The sequence below is a fragment of the Noviherbaspirillum saxi genome, from assembly GCF_003591035.1.
GTDB lineage: Bacteria > Pseudomonadota > Gammaproteobacteria > Burkholderiales > Burkholderiaceae_D > Noviherbaspirillum > Noviherbaspirillum saxi.
This window is the reverse complement of sequence record NZ_QYUO01000003.1, coordinates 776,003-795,684: the sequence shown is the minus strand read 5'-3', so window position 1 is coordinate 795,684 and position 19,682 is coordinate 776,003. Positions and strand designations below refer to the sequence as shown.

Below are 19,682 nucleotides of genomic sequence, written 5' to 3'. Positions count from 1 at the left end.
GTGTGGACGGCATACCTCATGGCACATGCATCGCATAACGCCGATCCCGGCAAAAGCAAGTCATCGGGAAACGAGTGATCGCCATCTCGTTTCACCTATAAAACAACGTTTCGAAATTTTCATCAGGTTCAAAAAAACCCGATTCGAATCGGGTGTTTCCTGAAGCGCTCGCTGCTTACAAATCCAGCACCAGTCTTTGTCCCCGGCATCCGGACACGCATACCATCATGGTCTTGTTGCTCGCGCGTTCGGCTTTGCTCAATACGCCGTCCCGGTGCTCGGGAATCCCGTCGAGCACTTTGGTTTCGCAGGCGCCGCAGACGCCTTCGCGGCAGCTGTGGTCGACATCCATTCCTGCTTCGAGCAGGGCATCCAGCAAGGACTTCCCGGCCGGCACCGTAATCGATTTCTTTGTGCGCTCCAGATAGGCGACATAGTCGCTGCCCTGTACTGCTTCGACCTGTTCGGTCGCTGCGAAACGTTCGATATGCACGTTCGGCAAGCCGAGTTCTTCGCAAATGCTTTCAAACGCATTCAGCATGGGTGTCGGTCCGCAGCAATAAAAATGCGCGTCTTTCGGCTTGCTGGCGAGGTAGCTGCGCAGGTCGGGCGGCCCGCTCTTGTCCTGGTCGAAATGCGCCTGCACGCCGTCCTGCGCCAGCAACTCGTCGCAGAACGCCGCCTCCGTGCGTGAGCGTGCGCAATACAGCAGCTCCGCCGGTTTGCCAAGACTGCGCAGGCGGCTGAACATGCATGAAATCGGCGTGATGCCGATACCGCCGGCGATCAGGACCGAATGCGCTGCCGACTCATCGAGCGGAAAATTATTGCGGGGCGCCGAAATCGGAATCGTCGCGCCGACACGCAATTGTTCATGCACATAACGCGATCCGCCGCGGCTGTTGCGGTCGTTCAGCACGCCGACGACATAGCGATGGCGCTCCTGCGGCGAATTCAGCAGCGAATAGCTGCGCACGATGCCGTTGGGCAGATGCAGGTCGACATGCGCGCCGGCCTCGAATGCGGGCAGCTCGCCGCCTTGCGGCGACACCAGTTCAACGCTGACGATGCCGGCGGCTTCAAAGCGCATCGCTTGGACGCGGACGGAGATAAGGGCGCTGGTATTCATGATGACTACTCAAATTAAGATTGCACGGCAGTGCGCAGATCAATGTCGAGCCGCGCGAATGCATCGATCTCGACTTTCAGTTCCGGGAACACCAGGCCGCTGACGCCGATCAGCGTCGAACAGGGGTACGGCGCCTGAAAGAAGTCGCGCCGTGCCCGTCCCACTTCGTCCTTGTCGGCGATATCCGTGACGTAAATGACAAGCTTGTAAATGTTTTCGATACCGCCGCCGGCCGCTTCGACCAGCGCGCGGATTTTTTTCAGCACCGTCATCGTCTGATCGTAAGTTCCGAGTTCGGCTTGACGTGAAGCCGGATGCGCAGTCATGCCGGACAGTGCAATTTCATTGCCGACTACCAGGCAATTCGACCACGTCGCGATCGGCAATTCAGCGACCTCATCGGTCTTCACATGCCGGACCGGAACCCGCTCTCTCATGCTGCCTTCTCCGCACCGGCTTCAAGCTGCGCCTTGGCCAGGTTGCGCAAGTGGCGGCGCAGGCGGACGATGCCCATATCATGCTGATACAGCATCTCGCGCTGGTTGGCGTCCGGCTCCATCATTTCCAGGATCGCACGGTCCTGTTCAAGCACTGCCCAGTGCCGCGCTTCGAGCCGATTCTGGTACAGGAAACGCCAGGTGTCGCGCTGCCAGCCATCGACCTTGCGGCAACGCCAGTGAAACACGGCCGAGACGTTTTCGGAAATCGGCGTGTAGCTGCCGATGATGATGAAGTTGCCGCCGGGGCCGCCGGTCTTCGGATACGGAATCTCGAGACGCATCCAGTGCAGGCCTGTGTCGGCCCACTCGGTCCAGTCGAAGTTGACGCCGCGCTGGCCTTCCTTCTCGAATACGAAACCGGTATCGGTTTCACGCACGCGGAAAGCAGCGGTCGAATCGCCTTCGGCCATCGAGTGCGACTGCTTGTGCAGGAAAGTGCCGTGCATCGGGTCCATCACATTGTCGAGCACGTAGCGGTAATCGCCTTTCCATTCGGTGTAGCACAAGAAATGCGAGTGCACGTCGTCGGTCAATTCGGTCGGCAGATTCAGCGGCGGCGGATCGGTGATGTCGACGCTGGAGTTGTACAGGAAGATGGCGCCTGCTGCTTCACGTACGTGATACGAACGGGTGGCCTTTGCGCCTTCCAGCTTGCAGCCGGGGCTGCCGGGCACGCTCATCACCACACCATCGGCACGTACCTGCACGCCGTGGTAGCCGCAGGCGATACGGTCGCCGAGCGCGATACCCAGAGACAGCGGTGCGCCGCGGTGCGGGCAATGATCTTCCAGCGCATGCAGCACACCGGACGCTTCACGCCACAGCACAAACTTGCGACCGAGGCGGCGCAGCGACACCGGACGCTCGGCGACGAAGCTGGATGGGCACATCGGATACCACAGATCTTTCAAACCAACGGCGAGCACTGCGTCAACCGGATCATTTGCATTCGTTCTCATCACACTATCCTTCTCAAATAATCAGCACTCGGCGGCCAGACGCGCGATCTCTGCCCGGTACGAGTCTTCAGTCCATACGCCGCCGGCCGGACAATTCGGACCGGTGCGGTTCAGGTGTGCCACCAGACCGGCCAGGTCATGTACGCCTGCCGCGTAGGCGCGTTCAATCGAGTCGCCCAGCAAATCTTCGTAGGCGGTAGGCTGACGACGGCGCGCCTGGTGGGGATTGAGATAGAGCTCTTGCATCATTTACCTCCATTTCTAACGCGCTCGCGAATACGCTCGCGCACGGGTACAAAGTCGTAAGTCGGATAGCACTCGGTACGGAATACGCCCCATGCCGAACGCTCGAGTTCCACGTTCACCAGCGGCAGCAGTTCCGGCGCCAGTTCCAGCGTGACGATCTGGCCCAGGCCCATCGCCACCGTCCATGAGACGACGCGCGTGCCTTCCACCGGAAAACGTTCCCACCAGTCGACCTGCTTCATGTGTTCCTGGATCGCATCCAGGTTTTTCGACTGGTCATGCTTCAGGATCACGGTCAGCAGCATGGTGTTCGCTTCGTTCGGCATGCTTGATTCCGGTTCAGTGCTTCGGTTTATCGGTCAGGAACTTGCCGCTCGGGGCATCGGCATTGCGCTGGCGACGGGTGTTGCCGTCGATGCCGCCTTCGATTGCCCATTCGGCGAACACGGTCGGACCAGGCTCGAACTCCCTTGCTTCCCACTCGGCATCGAGCTGGTCCTCGTCGGCGTAGTATTCGATCAGGCCGCCCGCCGGATTGCGGAAATACCAGAAGTAAGCGGACGAAATCGGATGCCGGCCCGGGCCGAGCTGCGTGTCCCAACCCTTGCGCGCCATATGCATGCCGCCGCCAAACACTTCATGAATGTCGCGCACCGTGAAGGCCACATGGTTCAGGCCGGCGCGGCGTTCCGGCGTCTGCAGCAGGAACAGGTCATGGTGGCCGCCTTCGGCCGCGCAGCGCAGGAAGGCGCCGCGGCCCGGGTAGCGGTCGGAGGGGACGAAACCGAAGTTCTTGCAGTAGAACTCTTCGCAGGCATTCACATCCTTCACGAAGAACACCACGTGACCGACTTCGATCGGTGCGGCGTTCTCGTAGGCCGGGCTGCGCTGATTGACGCGCGGCCGGTGCGACCAGGTATTCATTGCCGCGCATTCGACGTCGATTTCACGTTTGCGCGTGACTTGAAAACGCACAGCCAGGCCATTGGGATCGGTGCAGCCGAGCCGGTCGCCGGTATTCACATAACCCGGTGCATCGGCGATGCGGGCCGCAAAGCGTTCCAGCACTTCGGGTGCCGAGACGCCCCACACGACTTCACGCAGCGTCGGGCCCGGCTCGATTGCCGGCGGCAGGTCGGCGGCGTCACTGCGCTTGACCACCACGCGGCAACCGTTTTGCGTTTCATACACCAGCAAGCCTTCGTTTTCTTCGGCAAGCGTCATGCCCCAATCGGCGAAGAACGTCTTGCAGAGCGGCAGATCATCCGCGCCGTAGGTGATTTCATCGATACCTAATACATCCATTGCATTTCTCCTCACCCGGCAGGCTCAGTTCGCCCAGGGCAACGGTTGTTCATTCATGCCCCAGTAGAGGCTCTTCTGTTCCATGTATTGCAGAATGCCGAGACGACCCTTTTCGCGTCCGAGGCCGCTGTCGCGCCAGCCGCCGAACGGGGTCGAGATCGAAAACTGCTTGTAGGTGTTGATCCATACATTGCCGGCCTGCACGGCGCGGGCGAAACGCCAGGCTTTCTTGTAATCGCGCGTCCAGATGCCGGCGGCCAGCGCATAGACGCTATCGTTAGCCTGTTCGATCAGATCGTTTTCATCGCTGAACGGCATCGCCACCAGTACCGGCCCGAAAATCTCTTCCTGGCAGATGCGCTGATCGTTGCGTACGCCTTCGATGATGGTCGGCGTGTAGTAGTAGCCGCGCTCGAAGGCCGCGCCTTGCGGACGCATGCCGCCGGTACGCAAGCGGCCGCCCTCTTCCACGCCCAGCGCCACGTAAGCTTCGATCGATTCGCGATGACGCGCCGTGATCAATGGGCCAAGTTGCGTACGCTCGTCGGCCGGATCGCCGACGCGCAGCGCGGCCGCGCCGGCGGCAAGGCGCTCCATGAACGCATCGTAAATGCCGTGCGCGACAAACAGCCGCGAGCCGGCGATGCACGATTCGCCCGATGAACTGAAAATCCCGTACAACACGCCGGCCACCGCATGGTCGAGGTCGGCGTCTTCAAACACCATGGTCGGCGACTTGCCGCCCAATTCCAGCGATACCGGCATCATCTTGTCGGCGGCGATATGCGCGATATGCTTGCCGGTAGTCGTGCCGCCGGTAAACGACACGCGACGCACCAGCGGATGCAACGTGATGGCGTCGCCGATCACCGAACCTTTGCCAGGCAACACGCTGATCAAGCCTTTTGGCACGCCGGCTTCTTCGCAAATCCTTGCCAGCTCCAGCGCCATCAGCGGAGTAACTTCGGCCGGCTTGACCACGACTGCATTGCCTGCGGCAAGCGCCGGCGCCATTTTTTGCGCTTCACTGGCGATCGGGGAATTCCACGGTGTAATCGCGGCTACTACGCCCATGGGCTCGTACACGCTCATCGTGAGGTTGTCGCCGCGCATAGGGGTAATGGTTTCTTCGAGCGTCTCGCAAGCCGCTGCAAAGAACTGGAATGTCGCAGCGGCGCTGCCGACCAGATTGCGCGTTTCGCTGATCGGCTTGCCGTTGTCGAGGCGCTGGCGCTGTGCCAGCTCTTCGCCGCGCTCGCGAATCAGCTGTGCAACCCGGTACAGCACGGTAGCGCGTTCATGCGGCTTCTTTTGTGCCCAGCCGCTGGTACGGAACGCTTTGTCCGCGCCCTGGATCGCTTCTTCCACATCGTCGAGATTGGCGGCATTCAGGTAAGCCACCGGCTCGCCGGTAGCCGGGTAGAGGCTTGCATACCGATCGCCCTGGCCCACGCGCCAGTTGCCGGCGATGCAGATAGGAAGTGTTTCACTCAGGTTCATGTCTGCCTTTATGTCGTATGACTCAGATTGCAAGCGCATGGGCGCGGTTACCCAGCGCACGCACCACGCTGAATACCGTCAACGCAGAGGTTTTAGGATTGGCGGCAAGCGGTTTGCCGCGCATGGTCAGTTCGAAACCGCCGAACGCGCCTTTGGCTTCCACGTGATGCACGTTCTCTGTCACACCCGGATCGGCCAGCAGGCGCACCTGCGTGTGGTCCATGCCGAGACCTGCCAGCGACAACGTGGCTGCGACATTCGCGTTCTTCGGGTACAGGCGCGCAGCCTGGCGTGCGGTGCCTTCGAAAATGACCGTGGCCGTCTCCAGGCTGTCGAGCGCGAACAAGGCTTCGGCCGGCGTATCCTTCCATGCCTGCGGCGGCTTGCGGCCGGTGTAGATGACGGAATCGAGACCGCCGATCTTTGCAGCCGACAGCGCATCGATGGCGCCGATGGCGCCGGACAATAATTGCACCTGTGTCTTGCCTTGCCTTGCCGCCGCTTCCAGCCGTTCCGCCAGGCCTGGCTCGGACAAGGCACCGACCGATACCACCATGCAGGGGATTCCCCTCGCCAATGCCGGCAAGATGTGCTCTTCAATTGCACGATGGCCTGCGCATTCGATCAGCAGGTCGGGCCGCACGCCATCATCATCGAGACGGGCTGCGACGCGTGCCTGCGGTGCCAGCGATGACACTACCGGACGCGCCGCGTCGAGCCCGGCCTCCGGCACGATCACCAGATCGAAGCTCACTTCAGGATCACTCTTGAGCAATTCCATTACACCGACGCCAATGGCGCCGCAACCAATCATCGATACGTGCAACATGGCTTTTTCCTTTTTAGACCACAGCAGCCGCAGCTTCCTCGACCTTGACCGGCGGCCCGGCAAACGCAGTCTTGAAGCTACCGATAGACAGCATGTCGATTTCGAGCAGGAAAGGACCCGGTTCGGACAACGCAGTGCGCAAGCCGGTTTCCACATCGGCCAGGTTGCTGATGCGTGCATGACGCAGGCTCAGCGACTTCGACAGCAGCGCATAATCCGGCGTATGCAGATCGACGTAATGGCGGCGGCCACCGTACTGCACATCCTGAATATTTTTGATGACGCCATAGCCCTTGTCATTCATCAAGACGATCACCATGTCTGCACGTTCCTGCACCGCGGTCGCCAGCTCACCCAGGTTCAGGATGAAACCGCCGTCACCGGCGAGGCAGAAGGTCTTTTTCCGGGACGCCGTCTCGGCCGCGCCGACTGCAGCGCCGATCGCCATTGCCAGGCCCTGACCTATGCCACCTCCCAATGCATGCACGCCGGCTGTCGGATCGAATATGCGCAGGAAGCGATTGCCCCAGGTGCTGTTCGATACGGTAACGTCGCGTACCCAATTGAAGCTGCGGCCGGCCGCTTCCTGCAGCTTCGCCACCAAGGCGCTATATGGGCCCAGGCCGTCGATCAGGCCGGCGACGGCGGTGTCGCGCGCCTTCTGCAAGTCGCCGATGAAGGATGGGTCGATCTGCATCTTGCCTTCCAGTCGATCGGCCAAGCCTTGCAGTGCCAGCGCCGCGTCGCCGCATACGAAGTAGTCGCTCTGGTAGCAGCGGCCTTCGGCGGCAGGGTCGACATCGATACGCAGCAGCGGACGCGGAAGCTTCAGCTCGTACTTCAAGGTTTCATTACCGCGCAGGCGGGAGCCGACGACGACCATCGCATCGCAGGTCTGATAAAAATTTTCCACCGGCTTGTGCAGATTGAAGGCGCCGAGCGAACGCGCATCGTCTTCCGGCACCACGCCCCGGCCTTGTGTTGTCGTTACCACGCCAATGCCCATGTCCATCAGGCGCTTGACTTGTGCGCCGGCGCCGCGTGTGCCACCGCCCAGCCACAACATCGGCCGTTTGGCCTTCATCAAGCGTGCAGCCAATTCGTCAAGGGCATGCGCCGAAGGTTCCTGACAAGCAATCGGCAGCGGACGCAAATCGGCCGGCATATCAATCAGCGCGGCCTGGATATCGATGGGGATTTCTACGCTGACCGGACCCATGGGCGGCGTCAGAGCGGTCTGTACGGCCAGTTTCACGGTGCTGATCGCAGTGTCGATGCTACGGATGCGGAACGCCGCCTTTGACACGGCCTTGAGCATCGCCAGCTGATCCGGTGCTTCATGGATGTATGACAGGCTCTGGTCGAGGTACGGCGTCTCGATCTGGCCGGTCAGGTGCAGCATCGGTGTACCGGCGGTCAATGCCTCGACCATGGCGCCGGAAGCGTTGCCAGCGGCGGTGCCGGTACTGGTCAGGCAGACGCCCAGCCCGCCGGTCGTACGCGCATAGGCATCGGCCATGTTGGCGCCGCCGGCTTCGCCGCGCGCCGGAATGAATCGGATCTTGCCGCGCTCGCCGAAGGCGTCGAGGATCGGCATGTTGTGAATGGAAATCACACCGAACGCAGCCTTGACATTGCATTGCTCGAGAAAAGCTGCGATGGCGCAGCCGACGGTAACTTTGTTTTGCTTAGGCATGGCGGGATAGTCCTCCTGAAACATCGATGTGGCTGCCTGTTGTGTACGAAGAAAGCGGTGTTGCGAGGAACACGATGGCGCGTGCCGCTTCCTCTGGTAGGCCAAGACGGCCGAGTTGAATCTGTTTTCTTTGCGCCAGTCTGGCCGTCCACTGCTGCCATGAAAGGTCGCGCTCTTCCTCGCTGCGCGCGTCGTAACGTCGGCGCCATTGGCCGGACTCGACCAGGCCGATCAGAATGCCGTTCACGCGGATTCCATGAGGGCTGAATTCAGTCGCCAGCGAGCGCACCAGATTGTGCACGCCGGCGCGCGCGGCGGAGGTTGCCACCATGTGCGGCTCGGGTTGTACCGCGAGCAGGGAATTGACGCACACGACGGTTGCATCGGCAGCCTTTTGCAACTGAGGCAGGAAGGCGCGCGTGGGATGAATGATCGAGAAGAATTTCAATTGCAGTTCTTCCACCCAGGCCGCGTCTTCGGTATCGGCAAAGGTCGAGACGCGGCCCTGGCCTGCGTTATTGATCAGCATCCCGACCGTGCCAAGTTCCTGTTCAACCCTGGCGGCGAAGGCCTTAACCTGTTCCGGCACAAGAACGTCGCACACCGCCGACAGCAGGCGCGCCTGCGGAAAACGGTCACGCAAACGGTGCTCGACCGTTGCGAGGCGTTCGGCGTCGCGCCCGCAGAAGGCCACCGCGGCGCCGGCTTCAAGCAACAGCTCGACCGTCGCCAGACCGATGCCGGAAGAGCCTCCTGTGACGACGGCCACCTTGCCGTCGAGATGAATCAGTTGCATCTTGCTTATCCTTGCCACATGTTGACAACCTTGCCCGAACGTTCCGGCGCATGGTCAAGCAAGCGCGACAATTCGCTTGCGGTTTCACGGACCCGGCGCACGATGACTTCAAGCTTGTCGGCATCGATATGCGGAGCCGGGATGGTTGCGCCCAGCGCCGCCACCACGTTGCCGGTATGGTCACGCACCGGTGCGGCGACCGTCGAAATGCCGCGCTCGAAGAAGCCTTCTTGCAGGACATAACCGCGCTCGCGGTCCTGCTGAACCATATTGAAGAGGTCGACAACGGTCTTCGGTGTGTTTTCGGAAAAGACTTCCAGCTGTCCTTCCGGATAAATCTTGCGCAGCTCAGCCAGTGACAGGTCTTCCAGCAGCACGCGTCCAAGCACGGTGGCGTGTGCCGGCAAGCGAGTCCCCACGGTCACGGAACTGGCGAATGCGGTCGGTGTGACCGACTTGGCCACATAGACTATCGACCTGCCGTCGCGCACCACCAGATTGCAGGAATAACCGATTTCATCACGCAGCCGGTCGAGCAAGGGACGGCCGATTTCAGTCAGTTCCAGCGATGCCAGATATTCAAACCCGAGACGCAGCACTGCCATGCCAAGCCGGTAGTCGCGGCCGCCTTCGGTGCGCTCGACAAAACCCATGCGCTCCAGCGTGGTAAGCAGGCGAAATACCGTCGAACGCGGAACACTGAGACGGCGTGCCAGTTCCGGTGCGGACAGGGTCTTGTCCTGGCGGTTGAACTCGCACAGCAGGCGCAAACCGCGCTCCAGCCCTGGTACGGAATATTTTTCTTGCGACTCTTCTTCTGGTAGCTCTGCTTTATTCATGATGTTGTATTTGATTGGACGTTGAGTTCTCGAGGATGGCCGATGCCACCGCGTCGGCTTGCTCGACGTAGCAGGCATGGCCTGCACCGTCGATCAGCGCGAATGGCAATTCGATTTCCCGTGCCAGCTCCCTGCTGTCTTGCGGCGTGGTAATGGCATCGGCGCTGCCGCAATATACAGCGCCCGGCATGCCGCGCCGCGCGTAGCGGTAAATATCATCGCCACACAATAGATGCACGGCTTGCGTGTATCCCTCCGGATGCAACTGCTGCATATTCCAGCGCACCCATGCGCGCTGCGCATCGCTCGCATTTTCCGACAGCATGCGGCGCGAGCGGTGCTCCGCCATGCCGGCGATGCCCAGCGTCTGCAATGCCGTCATCCGCTCCTGCGCCACCGCTTCGCCGCGCGCACGCTTTTCTTCGCTGCCGTAGCCCTGTGCCGGGCTGATCAACACCAGGCGCGAGATGCGTGTCGTGCCCGAAGCAACATACGCCGCCGCCATGATGGCTCCCAGCGAATGGCCGACCAGCACGCATTGCTCGATACCCAATGCCGCGAGCAATTGCTCAAGCCGCGCGGCGTACTCCGTTCCGGTTGGAGACTGGCTGGACAACATCGATGAAGCGCCGTAACCCGGCGCATTCCACGCAATCACCGTGGCTTCTTCGGCCAGGCGCAGTGCGCAGGGCAGCCACGATGCGGCGCCGGACCCGATCCCATGCAGTAACACGATCGCCGGCCCGCTGCCGCAGGTCCGATATGAAACGACGCTGCCGTTCACTTCAACGGCGCGCTCGGGGAATCGCTGGTTCAGCAGGAACAGCGATTCCTGCAGATCGGCGGAGCGGGCAGAGGATGTGCTGGCAGTCGTCATTTCAGCCACGCTTGATTTTCGCGAGTGGGCTCTCGGGAGGATAGGTCGGCGTCACCGGTTTTTTCGAACCGAGCATGACGCACATCAGCGCATCTTCTTCGCCAATATTGATTTCCTCGCGATAGACGCCCGGCGGAACCGAGACGACGTCGCGATCGGTCAGAATGGTTTCATAACGTTCACCATCTTTTTCTAGCACCAGCTTGATTTTGCCGCGCATGACGAAAAACACTTCTTCGACGTCGATATGCAGATGCGACGGACCTTCATGGCCGGCCGGAATGATCATGGTCGAAAACGTAAAGTGTTCGGATGGAATGGTATTGGAATCCGTAGCGACGCCGGTGCCGCCGGTGCCGATATAACGCATTTGCGCCCGGCGGTATTTCGGGTCATAGTCGGCCTGAAACTTCAGCGCATTCCAGTCGTACTGGCGTGTCGAAAAACGCGCAACGCGGCTATCCATCCAATCGGAAAAACTGGCGCCCTCCGGTTGATCCCAGCTACGCTTCATCTTCTGCTGTTCTGCCATATCGCTCATCCTTAGCTCCTAAGATTCAATTAATTCATCACAAAGCCGCCATTGACGGCAAGAAGTTGCCCCGTGATAAAGCGGGAAAGATCGGACAGTGCGAACACCACGGCGCCCGATACGTCGTCGGGTAATTGATTGCGCTGCAGCGCCCGTCCATCGTGATAGGTACGATGACGGTGTTCGGGCACATATTCGGTCGCTTCCACCAGCGTCAATCCGGGTGCCACCGCATTCACGGTAATGTTGTCGTTCCCGACCTCGCGCGCCAGCGAACGTGTCATGCCGATGATTGCGCCCTTGCTCGCCACATAGGCCAGCAGATTCGGCGCTCCCCACAGCGGTGTGTCGGAAGACAGATTGACAATGCTGCCGCGACCGGACTCGCGCAAGGCCGGGAGGCAGGCATTGGTCATCAGCCAGGTACCGCGCACATTGACTGTCATGACCTTGTCCCACATGGCAATGTCGAGTTGCTCCGAGCTGCGGCCGCCAGAGTTGGTCACCGCAGCATTGTTGACCAGTCCATCCAGGCCACCGAGGCGTTCAACTACATTCTTCACACAGGCATCGATCGATATCGGATCCGCCAGGTCGAGCTTGCAGCCGTGCACGTCGAAACCGCGCCTCTTCAAAACAGCTACGCTCTCATTCAAGCTATCCTCAAGAATATCGGCCATCGCCACCGATGCGCCGGCTTCGGCGATGGCTGTCGCAAAGCTCAGTCCCAAGCCGCGAGCCGCACCGGTGACCAGCACCCGCCGTCCCGCCAGAAGCTGATTAGTAGAAGACATTGTCATTGCTCCCTTACACCGTGCTCGTATTGACTTTGGGCAGATAGTGCAGCACGCGGCGCTCGGCCCAGACCACTGCGCCATAGGTCACGATACCGATCAGGGTCAGTGCGCAGATAGCGACAAATACCGCTGCCGTATTGCCCTGCCCCTCGCCGTCGACCAGCAGATAACCGAGCCCTTTGTTGCCGCCGACGAGTTCGCCAACGGTCACGCCGATGACCGCCAGGGTCGACGCAATGCGCAGCCCGGAAAACAAAGCCGGCATCGCCGAACGGAACTCGACCAGATGGAAAATCTGCCAGCGGGTTGCATTCAGCGTACGCACGAGGTTGACCATGTCCGGATCGACGGTGCGCACTGCCGACAGCACATTGATCATCACCGGGAAGAAGACGATCAAGACCGCGACCAGGATCTTTGGATAGATGGTGTAACCCAGCCACATCACGAACAGCGGCGCAAATGCGACTTTCGGCGCAATCTGCAAAGCCAGGATGTAGGGCGACAGCATCGCTTCCGCGCGCGGCGACAGACCGAGCGCGACGCCAACGGCAAGGCCGAGCAAGGAGCCGAGAGCAAAACCGATCACGACTTCCAATGCGGTGATGCCAAAATGGCCAAGCAAATTGCTGTTGTTCCACATCACCACCGATTCCTGCAGAACCCGGGTGAAGTTGGGCAGAATGAATTCCGGCATGCCGAGCAGGCCAGGACCCCATTGCCACGCTGCCAGGAATACGACCAGCACCATCAGGCTGCCGGCGACAGTACGGGTTTTTTCGCTGAGCACACGACGGTGTTTCGGTGGCTGAGGCATGGCAAGCTTAGGTGCCGTAGTTGCGGTGTCCATTATCGAGCTGTTCCGACAAATTGATTGGTGAACAAATCCTTGACCGGCGTCGCCTTGGAGACGATGCCTTCACTGACATAAAACTTTTGCACGTTTTCCATGCGCGCCGCATCGATCTGGCCGAGCGGTTGCTGATTTGCATAGACGTGCTTGCGATACAGATTGAAGATCTGCTCGACGCTTGCTTCCTTGCCTTTGAAGGAGGGCACCGCCTCGATGTAGGCGGCTGTTGCTGCCTTCGGGTCTTTCATGATGTCTTCCATCCCGCGCAGCGTTGCGCGTACCAGGCGCTTCAGCAGTTCCGGGTTTTTCTGGATCGTTTCATCGGAAGCGAGGATGGCCTGTGCCATGCTCTTGAAGCCGGTGGTTTCGATCAGATCGACTTTGGCGCCGGCATCGCTGGCGCTGACGATCCAGTCGGGTACGCCGGCCAGCGCCGCCGCCTTGCCGCCGGCAAAGATCTGCCAGACGCCGGAAGGACCGGCGGCCTGGATCGACGCATCGTTCTTGGTCAGGCCAATGGTCTTCAGGTTGCCCAGCAACGCATAGTAAGTGGTGTCGGTATACGACATCACCGTGATGGTCTTGCCCTTCAGGTCTTGCAGCGATTTGATGCCTTCGTTCTGGTGCACGCCGACCATGGTCAGCGATCCGGCACCGAGGACTGCAATGGCCTTTACCGGTACGCCGTTGGCTCGCACGATGATCGGCGTGTCGCCGATCGCGCCGCCGATGACGGCATTGCCGGCACCGATCTGCTTGGCAACGTCAACGCCGCCCTTGGCGGTCACGAAATTGATCTTCAGATTTTCATCGGTGTAATAGCCCTTCTGCTGCGCGATCATCCATGGTGCGAAGGCGGGCGAGTTCGGGGGTGCCGGCAACAGGTAAGTCACTTCCTCGATTGCGGCTTGCGCGTAGATCGGGACAATTGCTGCGGCCGCGAATACCACCTTGCAGCAAAGAGATGCGAGAAGTTTATTCATACTCATTTCACTCCTGGTTGATCAGTTGGGTTGCGTGCTTAGTGCAGTGCTGCGGCTTCTTCCTTGCCGACTTTGAGCAGCTCCATCAAACGGCCTTGCAGCGGACCGATTTCAGGCAGTTTGCGACGTTCGAGCGGGTTATCACGGAACGGGAGATTGACTTCGATTTCTTCAATAATGGTTCCCGGTCGCTCGCTCATGACAAGCAGGCGGTCGGACAAGGCGATTGCCTCGACCAGATCGTGGGTAATGAAGAGAGCGGTCTTGCGCTTTTCGTAAACCATTTTGGCAAGGTCCTGCTGCAGCACCATTTTTGTCTGCGCATCCAGTGCAGAGAATGGCTCGTCCAGCAGCAGCACCTGCGGATCGACGGCCAAGGTGCGGGCCAGCGCCGCGCGCTGGCGCATGCCGCCCGATAGCTGATAAGGAAAGTGTTCTTCAAAACCTTTGAGATGGCATTTCGCCAGCAATGCATCGGCAACACGCTTGCGTTCGGACGCAGCGACGCCGTCGATTTCGAGGCCTAGCGAAACGTTGGCGCGGATGGTACGCCACGGCATCAACAAATCCTTCTGCAACATGAAGGCAACCTTGCGCACCGGCTTGGTCACGCGTTCGCCGCCGATATAGACCTCGCCCGTCGTCGGCAGATACAGGCCAGCGCCCATGTTGAGCAGCGTACTTTTGCCGCAGCCGGACGGCCCGATGATCGAAACCACCTCCCCGCTGCGGATGGAGATGTTCAGGTTGCTCACCGCAGCGCGCGGCTCGGATGTTTGTCGGTCGATAAAGCTTTTGCCGACATTGCGGAATTCGATTTCGATCATGATGCCTCTGAGTCGGTTATACCCACATGCGTCCGGCGGAGACTGCATGCCTTTCATGTCCAATCAGCATGCTTACCCGGCACACTGACATCGGCACTGCTTTTGTTCCATATATAAAACAAAGATTTATATATGGGCTGTCATTCGCTTGAAATATACCAGATATTTTTTGGAATACCAGCCCATTTTGTTCTTTATTTGAACCGTTGTTTTATATATGGAACAAATAGATGGAATGTAGTGCACTTTGATAGGTTAAAGCGCAACTACGGGCCGTTTCGACGGCCTTAAGGCCGAGGGAGAGTGCGTGGATCAATAGCCGTAGTCGAAGAGACCGCGCAAGGCATCGGACGGCATGAGCCTTCGGCGGTCAGCGGGCGCTCGGTGTGGTGTAGAGGGAGCCGCCTCTGACAGGCAAGCGGCTGAAGGTTGATTGTGGCGGTACTTGTTCGTGGAACATCCTGATCGACTGCTTGGCGTCACCGCCTCACCGAAGGCAGTAATTGCGTATTCCGGTATTCGTCCGCAGTTGGTTCGACACGGTCAGCCATTAGACCGGTGCTCATGAGCCTCGTCAACAACGTGCTCAACTTCGGTCATTGCCCTAAACTGGGCGGCCGGCAGAGAACGACCCATTGCGGTCATTCAGTCTAGCTCGCTCGAACGTTTCGGCGAACTAGCCGGCGGGTTAGATGGCCTGCGCTGGTTTCATACCTATCAATAGCATGATGTACACGGTCGATGGCGTCAGGTCAAATCGGTCCAGAAGATCGCACAGCTGTTTGGCGAAACCACTCTTCAGTCATAAGGTCAAGATCCACAAACCGGGGACCAACATTGGAATCTACAAGGTTATCTGCTGGGAGCGCGAGGCCATCAACATCACGGTGACCGGCCGCAGCGGAGAAAAATGGCACAGCGCGCTGGCGGTGTTGTGGAAGGACTAGGAATGATCGAACACGCCCGGCTCTGCTGCCGATTTACATGTTGCGCGTGATCGCGCCATTCGGCCGCGCTGCAAAGCGATCCTGCCCGAGATACAGGCCACCTGCTTGCGGCGTGTCGATTCCAGCAGAACGGCTTCTTCGAGGAGATCAATCGAGGTGACGGAAGTCGAGGTCGACCAGAACCGAGCGCAGTTTTTGTATATCGTTGCCGAGAAATTTTTTCAAATAGTAGAAAAGGTTCAGCTCTAGCCCTCGCGAATAGGAGCAGATGCTCAGAAAGTTAGTGTCCTCGAGCTGGGTCGCCCAGCCAAGAAATTGCAAGCCATCGACCTGCTTCCAGAATTGCTCTCGCCTCTGGTAGGTCATGTGCAGAGCCACCAGATGCGGGGCGAATATCAGTGTATCCTCGGAAATATACGGGCCGTGATAGTTTGAAAACCGCCATTTGAATTCGCTGGCGTCGATCGAATACTGAATGGCGTGAGCAAGGATCATGCGACTGCCGATATAGCTGCGGTCCTTGAGCTGCACGTACAGCTGTATGATCGCCTCGAGACCCGCAGCCCGCTCATCTGCGCCTGACAGGTGTAGCGAGTCGAGGAATCGATGCGCCGATGTTGGCGGGTGACCGATCACGACCTCGAGATTCGCCAGCAGTCCCGGGTATTTCCCGCTCGGGTCGGAGGCCAGCGTGCGCACGATCGACGGCAGTTCACGTCGGGTAAATTCTTCAAGCACCTCGATCAAGTTGTGGTCACGGTCGTGCAATTCATCCTGGATGAGGTGAGTTTCGACCAGAGCGAGCACGTCGTCGATATCCCATATATCGAGATAGCGCAAGTCTCGCTTAAGGACCTCGAAATTCGTCGTGTATTGCAATTTGCGCGACAGGATCAGGATGATCAGCCGGTCGTACGAACCACGCAGGCCGTGGTCGTAGAACACGTCGAGCGTGGCTTTGATCTTATCGACGCTGTTTTCCGCCGTGACCTGAATGGCGACTCTATGCTTCGTGTCGCCGAGATCGATGGCCGGGAAATTCTTGCGCTCGGTCTTATTCAGGTTGACCAGCGTCCAGGGGAACAGTCGGTTGAAAAAACCGGCAAAGAAATCTTCGGCATCCGTGGCGATATCATGCTTGCCACGCTTCGTATTGGATGTTACGACATAACGCAGCACGGAGAGCCGCACGACGATATCTTGGAACGCCTCGGCTGTTGCAAACATTTTGATCCTATTCTGTGTGTCAGTGGTCGCGAGCGGGCATGGCGCACCGATTTGGCAGCACCGCGCGCAAGATCGTCAGCTCGCGCCGAACGGCCGCTGCGCCATCCCAGCGTCGGCTAGGTCCAGCACTACCGCCCTGTCGACTCCGAACGGCACCCGCTCACCCACGGGCAGCAACTCGCGACACTAAGCGGACTGACCTTCGCCGCTCTGACACTCGCACCTATTAGTTGCTGGGCGTTGGCACTATAAGCGTGAGTAGGGTAGTCTCGTGTCTCAAAGGTCGATCATGTCCGCAACTTGGTATCCTGTGTTTGTCACCTCATATATCTCGCCCTTGTGACCGCGTGCTACAACTAGACCTCTGGCGGTTAGCAATTCCAGCGCTTGCTCCCACCTCGCAACCTCTCTTCGCTCGTTCGAGGGAATGAGGTTCTTTCCGTTAGTCTGCAACGTTGTCCCTCCGATATAGCGGGCGAGAATGATTGCGCCTTGCGGGTCGAGACTAGCCTCCTTTAAAAGGACGCGCGCTTCCGGCAGAAGCTCCGGTACTCCAGTCCTTGCTTCGGCCACAGGTTGGATTGGCTGCTCGCTAGCAACTACGACACGCGCCAACTCGTCTTTCAGCTTTTCCTGCAGTTCGTCCAAGGATTGGAACAATACGAGACGCTTTGTTCGGATGTCGAAAGGCACATCTTCCGGTGTCGGAGCGATTAAGATGGCAGGCTTTCCTAGTGCATGTGCGATACCCAGCTCGTAGAACACGTTGGGGTTCCGGCCGTCGATAATTGCCACAACGATCCTAGCTCGTGTTATCAGACGGAGGATGTGAGGAAAAACGTCACCTGGAACGAACTCCTCATCGCCTCTCATTGCTCTCAATCCGAGGCCGTTGCAGACTGAAGCGACCACTTCGAATTGTTTCTTATAGGTTGGGTGAAACGGCGTAAGCACGAAGACCAAGTCCCGCTCAATCTTCAGATCGTCAGGCGAGATGCCAGCGGAGCTTAGAAAGACTGATGGCACGACTTGCTTCGACGGTTCGAACGCATCTGGCTGCCGACTCTGAGAGGAAATCAGAAGGTGATTTACGTCTCGCCAACGGTCCTCAGTTGCCAGCAACTTTTCGTTCAAGCCATACATTTGAGACTCGATTGAGCGGCGCATCAGTTCGAGCTCAATTCGATGTCTGTCGTCATCGTACCGTGTGTGGCGGCGATTGTTGTATATCACCATAACCGTGAGCAGCAACGCGGTGAAAGCGATGACCACGCCAACGACGCTGATCAGATCGGAGACGCTGAAGGAGATCATCGACTGGCTCCTGAAGTTAAGAGCGAGAGTGAATAGACAAGAGTTGCCGTCGCCGCTCCCATGTTTAGAAGACCGAATGTGGCTGCAGCTATGTACCTGTCTTTCGTGAATTGTCCATCGGACCTACGCCAGAGAAGGACAATGACTAGGGACAGGCAAATACACCCCATGAAGAGTACAAGGCCCTCCTTCAGGTTGTTTGGCGAAGAGATGACGTAACCAGCAAGAAGAGATGCTGATAGGAAAACGATATCTACCGGAAGCGCAAGAATGGCCGAAATAAAATCAGGCAAGGTAGCTGACCGATCAACGACCAGCTTCACCAAGAACTTCGCGAGCAGCAAGACTCCTGGCAAGGCTATTTCAATCCACGGCATTGCTTGTAATCCTCATTGTGGCGCGATGGTAACTGAGCGATCTAACGGATATACATTGAAAATAGCAATATAACATGGGTAGTTGCCATATTACACTTCACCACTTTGCGACCGGGTGCATGATTGCCAGTTGTTTTTGAGCGGCCGCTTCTGGCCGGCATGCGACTACTACTGAAGGGCAGCAATGCTGCACATAGCGGAAACCAATGGGCCGCTTTGGCCGGCAGCCCCCTTTTCCAAAGGACTACCGGCCTGGCGCACTACACCTCCGTCTGCTCTGCGATTTCCAATGCATCGTCGACGTCAATGCCGAGGTGTCGCACTGTGCTCTCCAGCTTGGTATGGCCAAGCAGAAGCTGTACCGCGCGCAGATTCTTGGTCCTTCGGTAAATCAGTGTCGCCTTGGTTCGCCGCATGGTATGGGTGCCATAGGCTGCAGTATCGAGACCAATCGATGCAACCCAAGAGTCCACAATGCGGGCGTACTGGCGCGTCGACAAATGTGGCGAGCGTCGTATGCGGCTGGGGAACAAGTACCCGTTGGGTTTGAGCTGTGCCTGGGTGGTCCAGTCTGCAATTGCCTGCCGGGTTTGCTCTGTGATTTCGAACTGTACGGGACGACCTGTTTTCTGCTGCATTATGATGGTGCGTCGTAACACTGCACCTCCTTGCGTCACATCTGCCACTTGCAAGCGAACCAGATCACAAGCCCGTAGCTTGCTATCAATGGCGAGATTGAACAAAGCCAGGTCTCGGATCCGGTACGCAAGTTGGAGACGGACACGAATGGCCCAGATTTCCTTTTGCTTCAACGGGGCTTTCTGACCGGTAAGGCGCCCTTTGTTCCACGGTACCTGGCGGTGTGGCTGAACGGAATGCGAGTCCATGAGGTTCTCCTTCAATCGATGAAAGGAACCTCATTCTCAACGGGCTACTATAAAACCTCATGGAACTTACCGCCCAGATGTGACATGTGATGGAACGGCAAAAATGTAGCGGTTAGCAGTCAATGCCCAACAGGCGCAACACGACCCTATACTGACATTCAGTGTTTTCAAAAGTCGACGATCATCGGCGGTGTCAGCTCTCACACGATGACAGTCCACATTGGTACTGCATGTGATGTGGCCATAATGTGCGATGGTTACG

21 protein-coding genes are annotated in these 19,682 nt (G+C 58.6%); 1 reads left to right on the top strand and 20 read right to left on the bottom strand.

Annotated elements, in window-relative coordinates:
- Window positions 1-175: 175 nt before the first annotated feature.
- From D3871_RS26790 to D3871_RS26710, 17 genes are read right to left on the bottom strand one after another with little or no spacing between them, the layout of a single operon-like run.
- Entirely contained in the window at window positions 176-1,129 is a 954-nt protein-coding gene (locus tag D3871_RS26790) for a PDR/VanB family oxidoreductase (RefSeq protein ID WP_119772124.1), read from the bottom strand.
- 14 nt (window positions 1,130-1,143) lie between these two features.
- Window positions 1,144-1,566: a RidA family protein gene (locus D3871_RS26785; RefSeq protein ID WP_119772123.1), complete on the bottom strand. Its 423-nt coding sequence runs from the start codon at window positions 1,564-1,566 to the stop codon at window positions 1,144-1,146.
- Window positions 1,563-2,588: an aromatic ring-hydroxylating oxygenase subunit alpha gene (locus tag D3871_RS26780; protein ID WP_119772122.1), complete on the bottom strand. Its 1,026-nt coding sequence runs from the start codon at window positions 2,586-2,588 to the stop codon at window positions 1,563-1,565. Before D3871_RS26780 ends, D3871_RS26785 begins: the two co-directional genes overlap by 4 nt.
- A 21-nt stretch (window positions 2,589-2,609) precedes the next feature.
- The gene (locus tag D3871_RS26775) at window positions 2,610-2,837 is read right to left on the bottom strand and encodes a recombinase-like helix-turn-helix domain-containing protein (RefSeq protein ID WP_199724938.1); all 228 of its coding nucleotides are present in this window, start codon (window positions 2,835-2,837) and stop codon (window positions 2,610-2,612) included.
- Window positions 2,834-3,160: a hypothetical protein gene (locus D3871_RS26770; protein WP_119772121.1), complete on the bottom strand. Its 327-nt coding sequence runs from the start codon at window positions 3,158-3,160 to the stop codon at window positions 2,834-2,836. The genes D3871_RS26775 and D3871_RS26770 overlap by 4 nt, the downstream gene beginning before the upstream one ends.
- A 13-nt stretch (window positions 3,161-3,173) precedes the next feature.
- Window positions 3,174-4,139 (bottom strand): VOC family protein, encoded by a 966-nt coding sequence (locus tag D3871_RS26765; RefSeq protein WP_119772120.1) that lies wholly within the window; start codon window positions 4,137-4,139, stop codon window positions 3,174-3,176.
- A gap of 24 nt (window positions 4,140-4,163) precedes the next feature.
- Window positions 4,164-5,639 carry an aldehyde dehydrogenase gene (locus tag D3871_RS26760; RefSeq protein WP_119772119.1) on the bottom strand — a complete coding sequence of 492 codons (1,476 nt, stop codon included), beginning with the start codon at window positions 5,637-5,639 and terminating at the stop codon, window positions 4,164-4,166.
- A 22-nt stretch (window positions 5,640-5,661) separates the two neighbouring features.
- Window positions 5,662-6,468 (bottom strand): aspartate dehydrogenase, encoded by an 807-nt coding sequence (locus tag D3871_RS26755; protein ID WP_119772118.1) that lies wholly within the window; start codon window positions 6,466-6,468, stop codon window positions 5,662-5,664.
- A 13-nt stretch (window positions 6,469-6,481) separates the two neighbouring features.
- A complete protein-coding gene (locus D3871_RS26750) occupies window positions 6,482-8,164 on the bottom strand; it encodes a thiamine pyrophosphate-binding protein (protein WP_119772117.1) in 1,683 nt (560 codons plus the stop codon).
- Window positions 8,157-8,960, bottom strand: coding sequence for an SDR family oxidoreductase (locus tag D3871_RS26745; protein WP_119772116.1), 804 nt, complete (start codon window positions 8,958-8,960; stop codon window positions 8,157-8,159). Before D3871_RS26745 ends, D3871_RS26750 begins: the two co-directional genes overlap by 8 nt.
- A 5-nt stretch (window positions 8,961-8,965) precedes the next feature.
- Window positions 8,966-9,799 carry an IclR family transcriptional regulator gene (locus D3871_RS26740; protein WP_119772115.1) on the bottom strand — a complete coding sequence of 278 codons (834 nt, stop codon included), beginning with the start codon at window positions 9,797-9,799 and terminating at the stop codon, window positions 8,966-8,968.
- Window positions 9,792-10,676, bottom strand: a complete 885-nt coding sequence (locus D3871_RS26735; RefSeq protein ID WP_119772114.1) for an alpha/beta fold hydrolase — start codon at window positions 10,674-10,676, stop codon at window positions 9,792-9,794. The genes D3871_RS26740 and D3871_RS26735 overlap by 8 nt, the downstream gene beginning before the upstream one ends.
- A 1-nt stretch (window position 10,677) precedes the next feature.
- Complete coding sequence (locus D3871_RS26730; RefSeq protein WP_119772113.1) at window positions 10,678-11,217, bottom strand: cupin domain-containing protein; 540 nt, start codon at window positions 11,215-11,217, stop codon at window positions 10,678-10,680.
- Window positions 11,218-11,237: 20 nt separating this feature from the next.
- Entirely contained in the window at window positions 11,238-12,008 is a 771-nt protein-coding gene (locus D3871_RS26725; RefSeq protein WP_119772112.1) for an SDR family oxidoreductase, read from the bottom strand.
- A gap of 7 nt (window positions 12,009-12,015) precedes the next feature.
- Window positions 12,016-12,855, bottom strand: a complete 840-nt coding sequence (locus D3871_RS26720; protein WP_119772111.1) for an ABC transporter permease — start codon at window positions 12,853-12,855, stop codon at window positions 12,016-12,018.
- Window positions 12,855-13,841, bottom strand: a complete 987-nt coding sequence (locus D3871_RS26715; RefSeq protein WP_119772110.1) for an ABC transporter substrate-binding protein — start codon at window positions 13,839-13,841, stop codon at window positions 12,855-12,857. Before D3871_RS26715 ends, D3871_RS26720 begins: the two co-directional genes overlap by 1 nt.
- 38 nt (window positions 13,842-13,879) lie before the next feature.
- Entirely contained in the window at window positions 13,880-14,668 is a 789-nt protein-coding gene (locus D3871_RS26710) for an ABC transporter ATP-binding protein (RefSeq protein ID WP_119772109.1), read from the bottom strand.
- A gap of 782 nt (window positions 14,669-15,450) precedes the next feature.
- Between D3871_RS26710 and D3871_RS30410 the strand changes: the two genes are divergently transcribed.
- Window positions 15,451-15,615 carry a hypothetical protein gene (locus D3871_RS30410; RefSeq protein ID WP_158598079.1) on the top strand — a complete coding sequence of 55 codons (165 nt, stop codon included), beginning with the start codon at window positions 15,451-15,453 and terminating at the stop codon, window positions 15,613-15,615.
- 147 nt (window positions 15,616-15,762) lie between these two features.
- Here the strand turns inward: D3871_RS30410 and D3871_RS26700 are convergent, their stop codons facing one another.
- The 3 genes from D3871_RS26700 to D3871_RS26685 all read right to left on the bottom strand — a co-directional run bounded on the left by D3871_RS26700 (window position 15,763) and on the right by D3871_RS26685 (window position 19,420).
- Window positions 15,763-16,842 carry an SMEK domain-containing protein gene (locus tag D3871_RS26700; RefSeq protein ID WP_119772107.1) on the bottom strand — a complete coding sequence of 360 codons (1,080 nt, stop codon included), beginning with the start codon at window positions 16,840-16,842 and terminating at the stop codon, window positions 15,763-15,765.
- A 276-nt stretch (window positions 16,843-17,118) separates the two neighbouring features.
- Window positions 17,119-18,156: a TIR domain-containing protein gene (locus D3871_RS26695; protein ID WP_119772106.1), complete on the bottom strand. Its 1,038-nt coding sequence runs from the start codon at window positions 18,154-18,156 to the stop codon at window positions 17,119-17,121.
- Window positions 18,157-18,793: 637 nt separating this feature from the next.
- Complete coding sequence (locus D3871_RS26685; RefSeq protein WP_119772104.1) at window positions 18,794-19,420, bottom strand: tyrosine-type recombinase/integrase; 627 nt, start codon at window positions 19,418-19,420, stop codon at window positions 18,794-18,796.
- Window positions 19,421-19,682: the final 262 nt, after the last annotated feature.

Coding starts and splice junctions, on each gene's coding strand:
- D3871_RS26790 (WP_119772124.1), bottom strand. CDS start 1,129: ATGAATACCAGCGCCCTTATCTCCGTCCGCGTCCAAGCGATGCGCTTT.
- D3871_RS26785 (WP_119772123.1), bottom strand. CDS start 1,566: ATGAGAGAGCGGGTTCCGGTCCGGCATGTGAAGACCGATGAGGTCGCT.
- D3871_RS26780 (WP_119772122.1), bottom strand. CDS start 2,588: ATGAGAACGAATGCAAATGATCCGGTTGACGCAGTGCTCGCCGTTGGT.
- D3871_RS26775 (WP_199724938.1), bottom strand. CDS start 2,837: ATGATGCAAGAGCTCTATCTCAATCCCCACCAGGCGCGCCGTCGTCAG.
- D3871_RS26770 (WP_119772121.1), bottom strand. CDS start 3,160: ATGCCGAACGAAGCGAACACCATGCTGCTGACCGTGATCCTGAAGCAT.
- D3871_RS26765 (WP_119772120.1), bottom strand. CDS start 4,139: ATGGATGTATTAGGTATCGATGAAATCACCTACGGCGCGGATGATCTG.
- D3871_RS26760 (WP_119772119.1), bottom strand. CDS start 5,639: ATGAACCTGAGTGAAACACTTCCTATCTGCATCGCCGGCAACTGGCGC.
- D3871_RS26755 (WP_119772118.1), bottom strand. CDS start 6,468: ATGTTGCACGTATCGATGATTGGTTGCGGCGCCATTGGCGTCGGTGTA.
- D3871_RS26750 (WP_119772117.1), bottom strand. CDS start 8,164: ATGCCTAAGCAAAACAAAGTTACCGTCGGCTGCGCCATCGCAGCTTTT.
- D3871_RS26745 (WP_119772116.1), bottom strand. CDS start 8,960: ATGCAACTGATTCATCTCGACGGCAAGGTGGCCGTCGTCACAGGAGGC.
- D3871_RS26740 (WP_119772115.1), bottom strand. CDS start 9,799: ATGAATAAAGCAGAGCTACCAGAAGAAGAGTCGCAAGAAAAATATTCC.
- D3871_RS26735 (WP_119772114.1), bottom strand. CDS start 10,676: ATGACGACTGCCAGCACATCCTCTGCCCGCTCCGCCGATCTGCAGGAA.
- D3871_RS26730 (WP_119772113.1), bottom strand. CDS start 11,217: ATGAGCGATATGGCAGAACAGCAGAAGATGAAGCGTAGCTGGGATCAA.
- D3871_RS26725 (WP_119772112.1), bottom strand. CDS start 12,008: ATGACAATGTCTTCTACTAATCAGCTTCTGGCGGGACGGCGGGTGCTG.
- D3871_RS26720 (WP_119772111.1), bottom strand. CDS start 12,855: ATGGACACCGCAACTACGGCACCTAAGCTTGCCATGCCTCAGCCACCG.
- D3871_RS26715 (WP_119772110.1), bottom strand. CDS start 13,841: ATGAATAAACTTCTCGCATCTCTTTGCTGCAAGGTGGTATTCGCGGCC.
- D3871_RS26710 (WP_119772109.1), bottom strand. CDS start 14,668: ATGATCGAAATCGAATTCCGCAATGTCGGCAAAAGCTTTATCGACCGA.
- D3871_RS26700 (WP_119772107.1), bottom strand. CDS start 16,842: ATGTTTGCAACAGCCGAGGCGTTCCAAGATATCGTCGTGCGGCTCTCC.
- D3871_RS26695 (WP_119772106.1), bottom strand. CDS start 18,156: ATGATCTCCTTCAGCGTCTCCGATCTGATCAGCGTCGTTGGCGTGGTC.
- D3871_RS26685 (WP_119772104.1), bottom strand. CDS start 19,420: ATGGACTCGCATTCCGTTCAGCCACACCGCCAGGTACCGTGGAACAAA.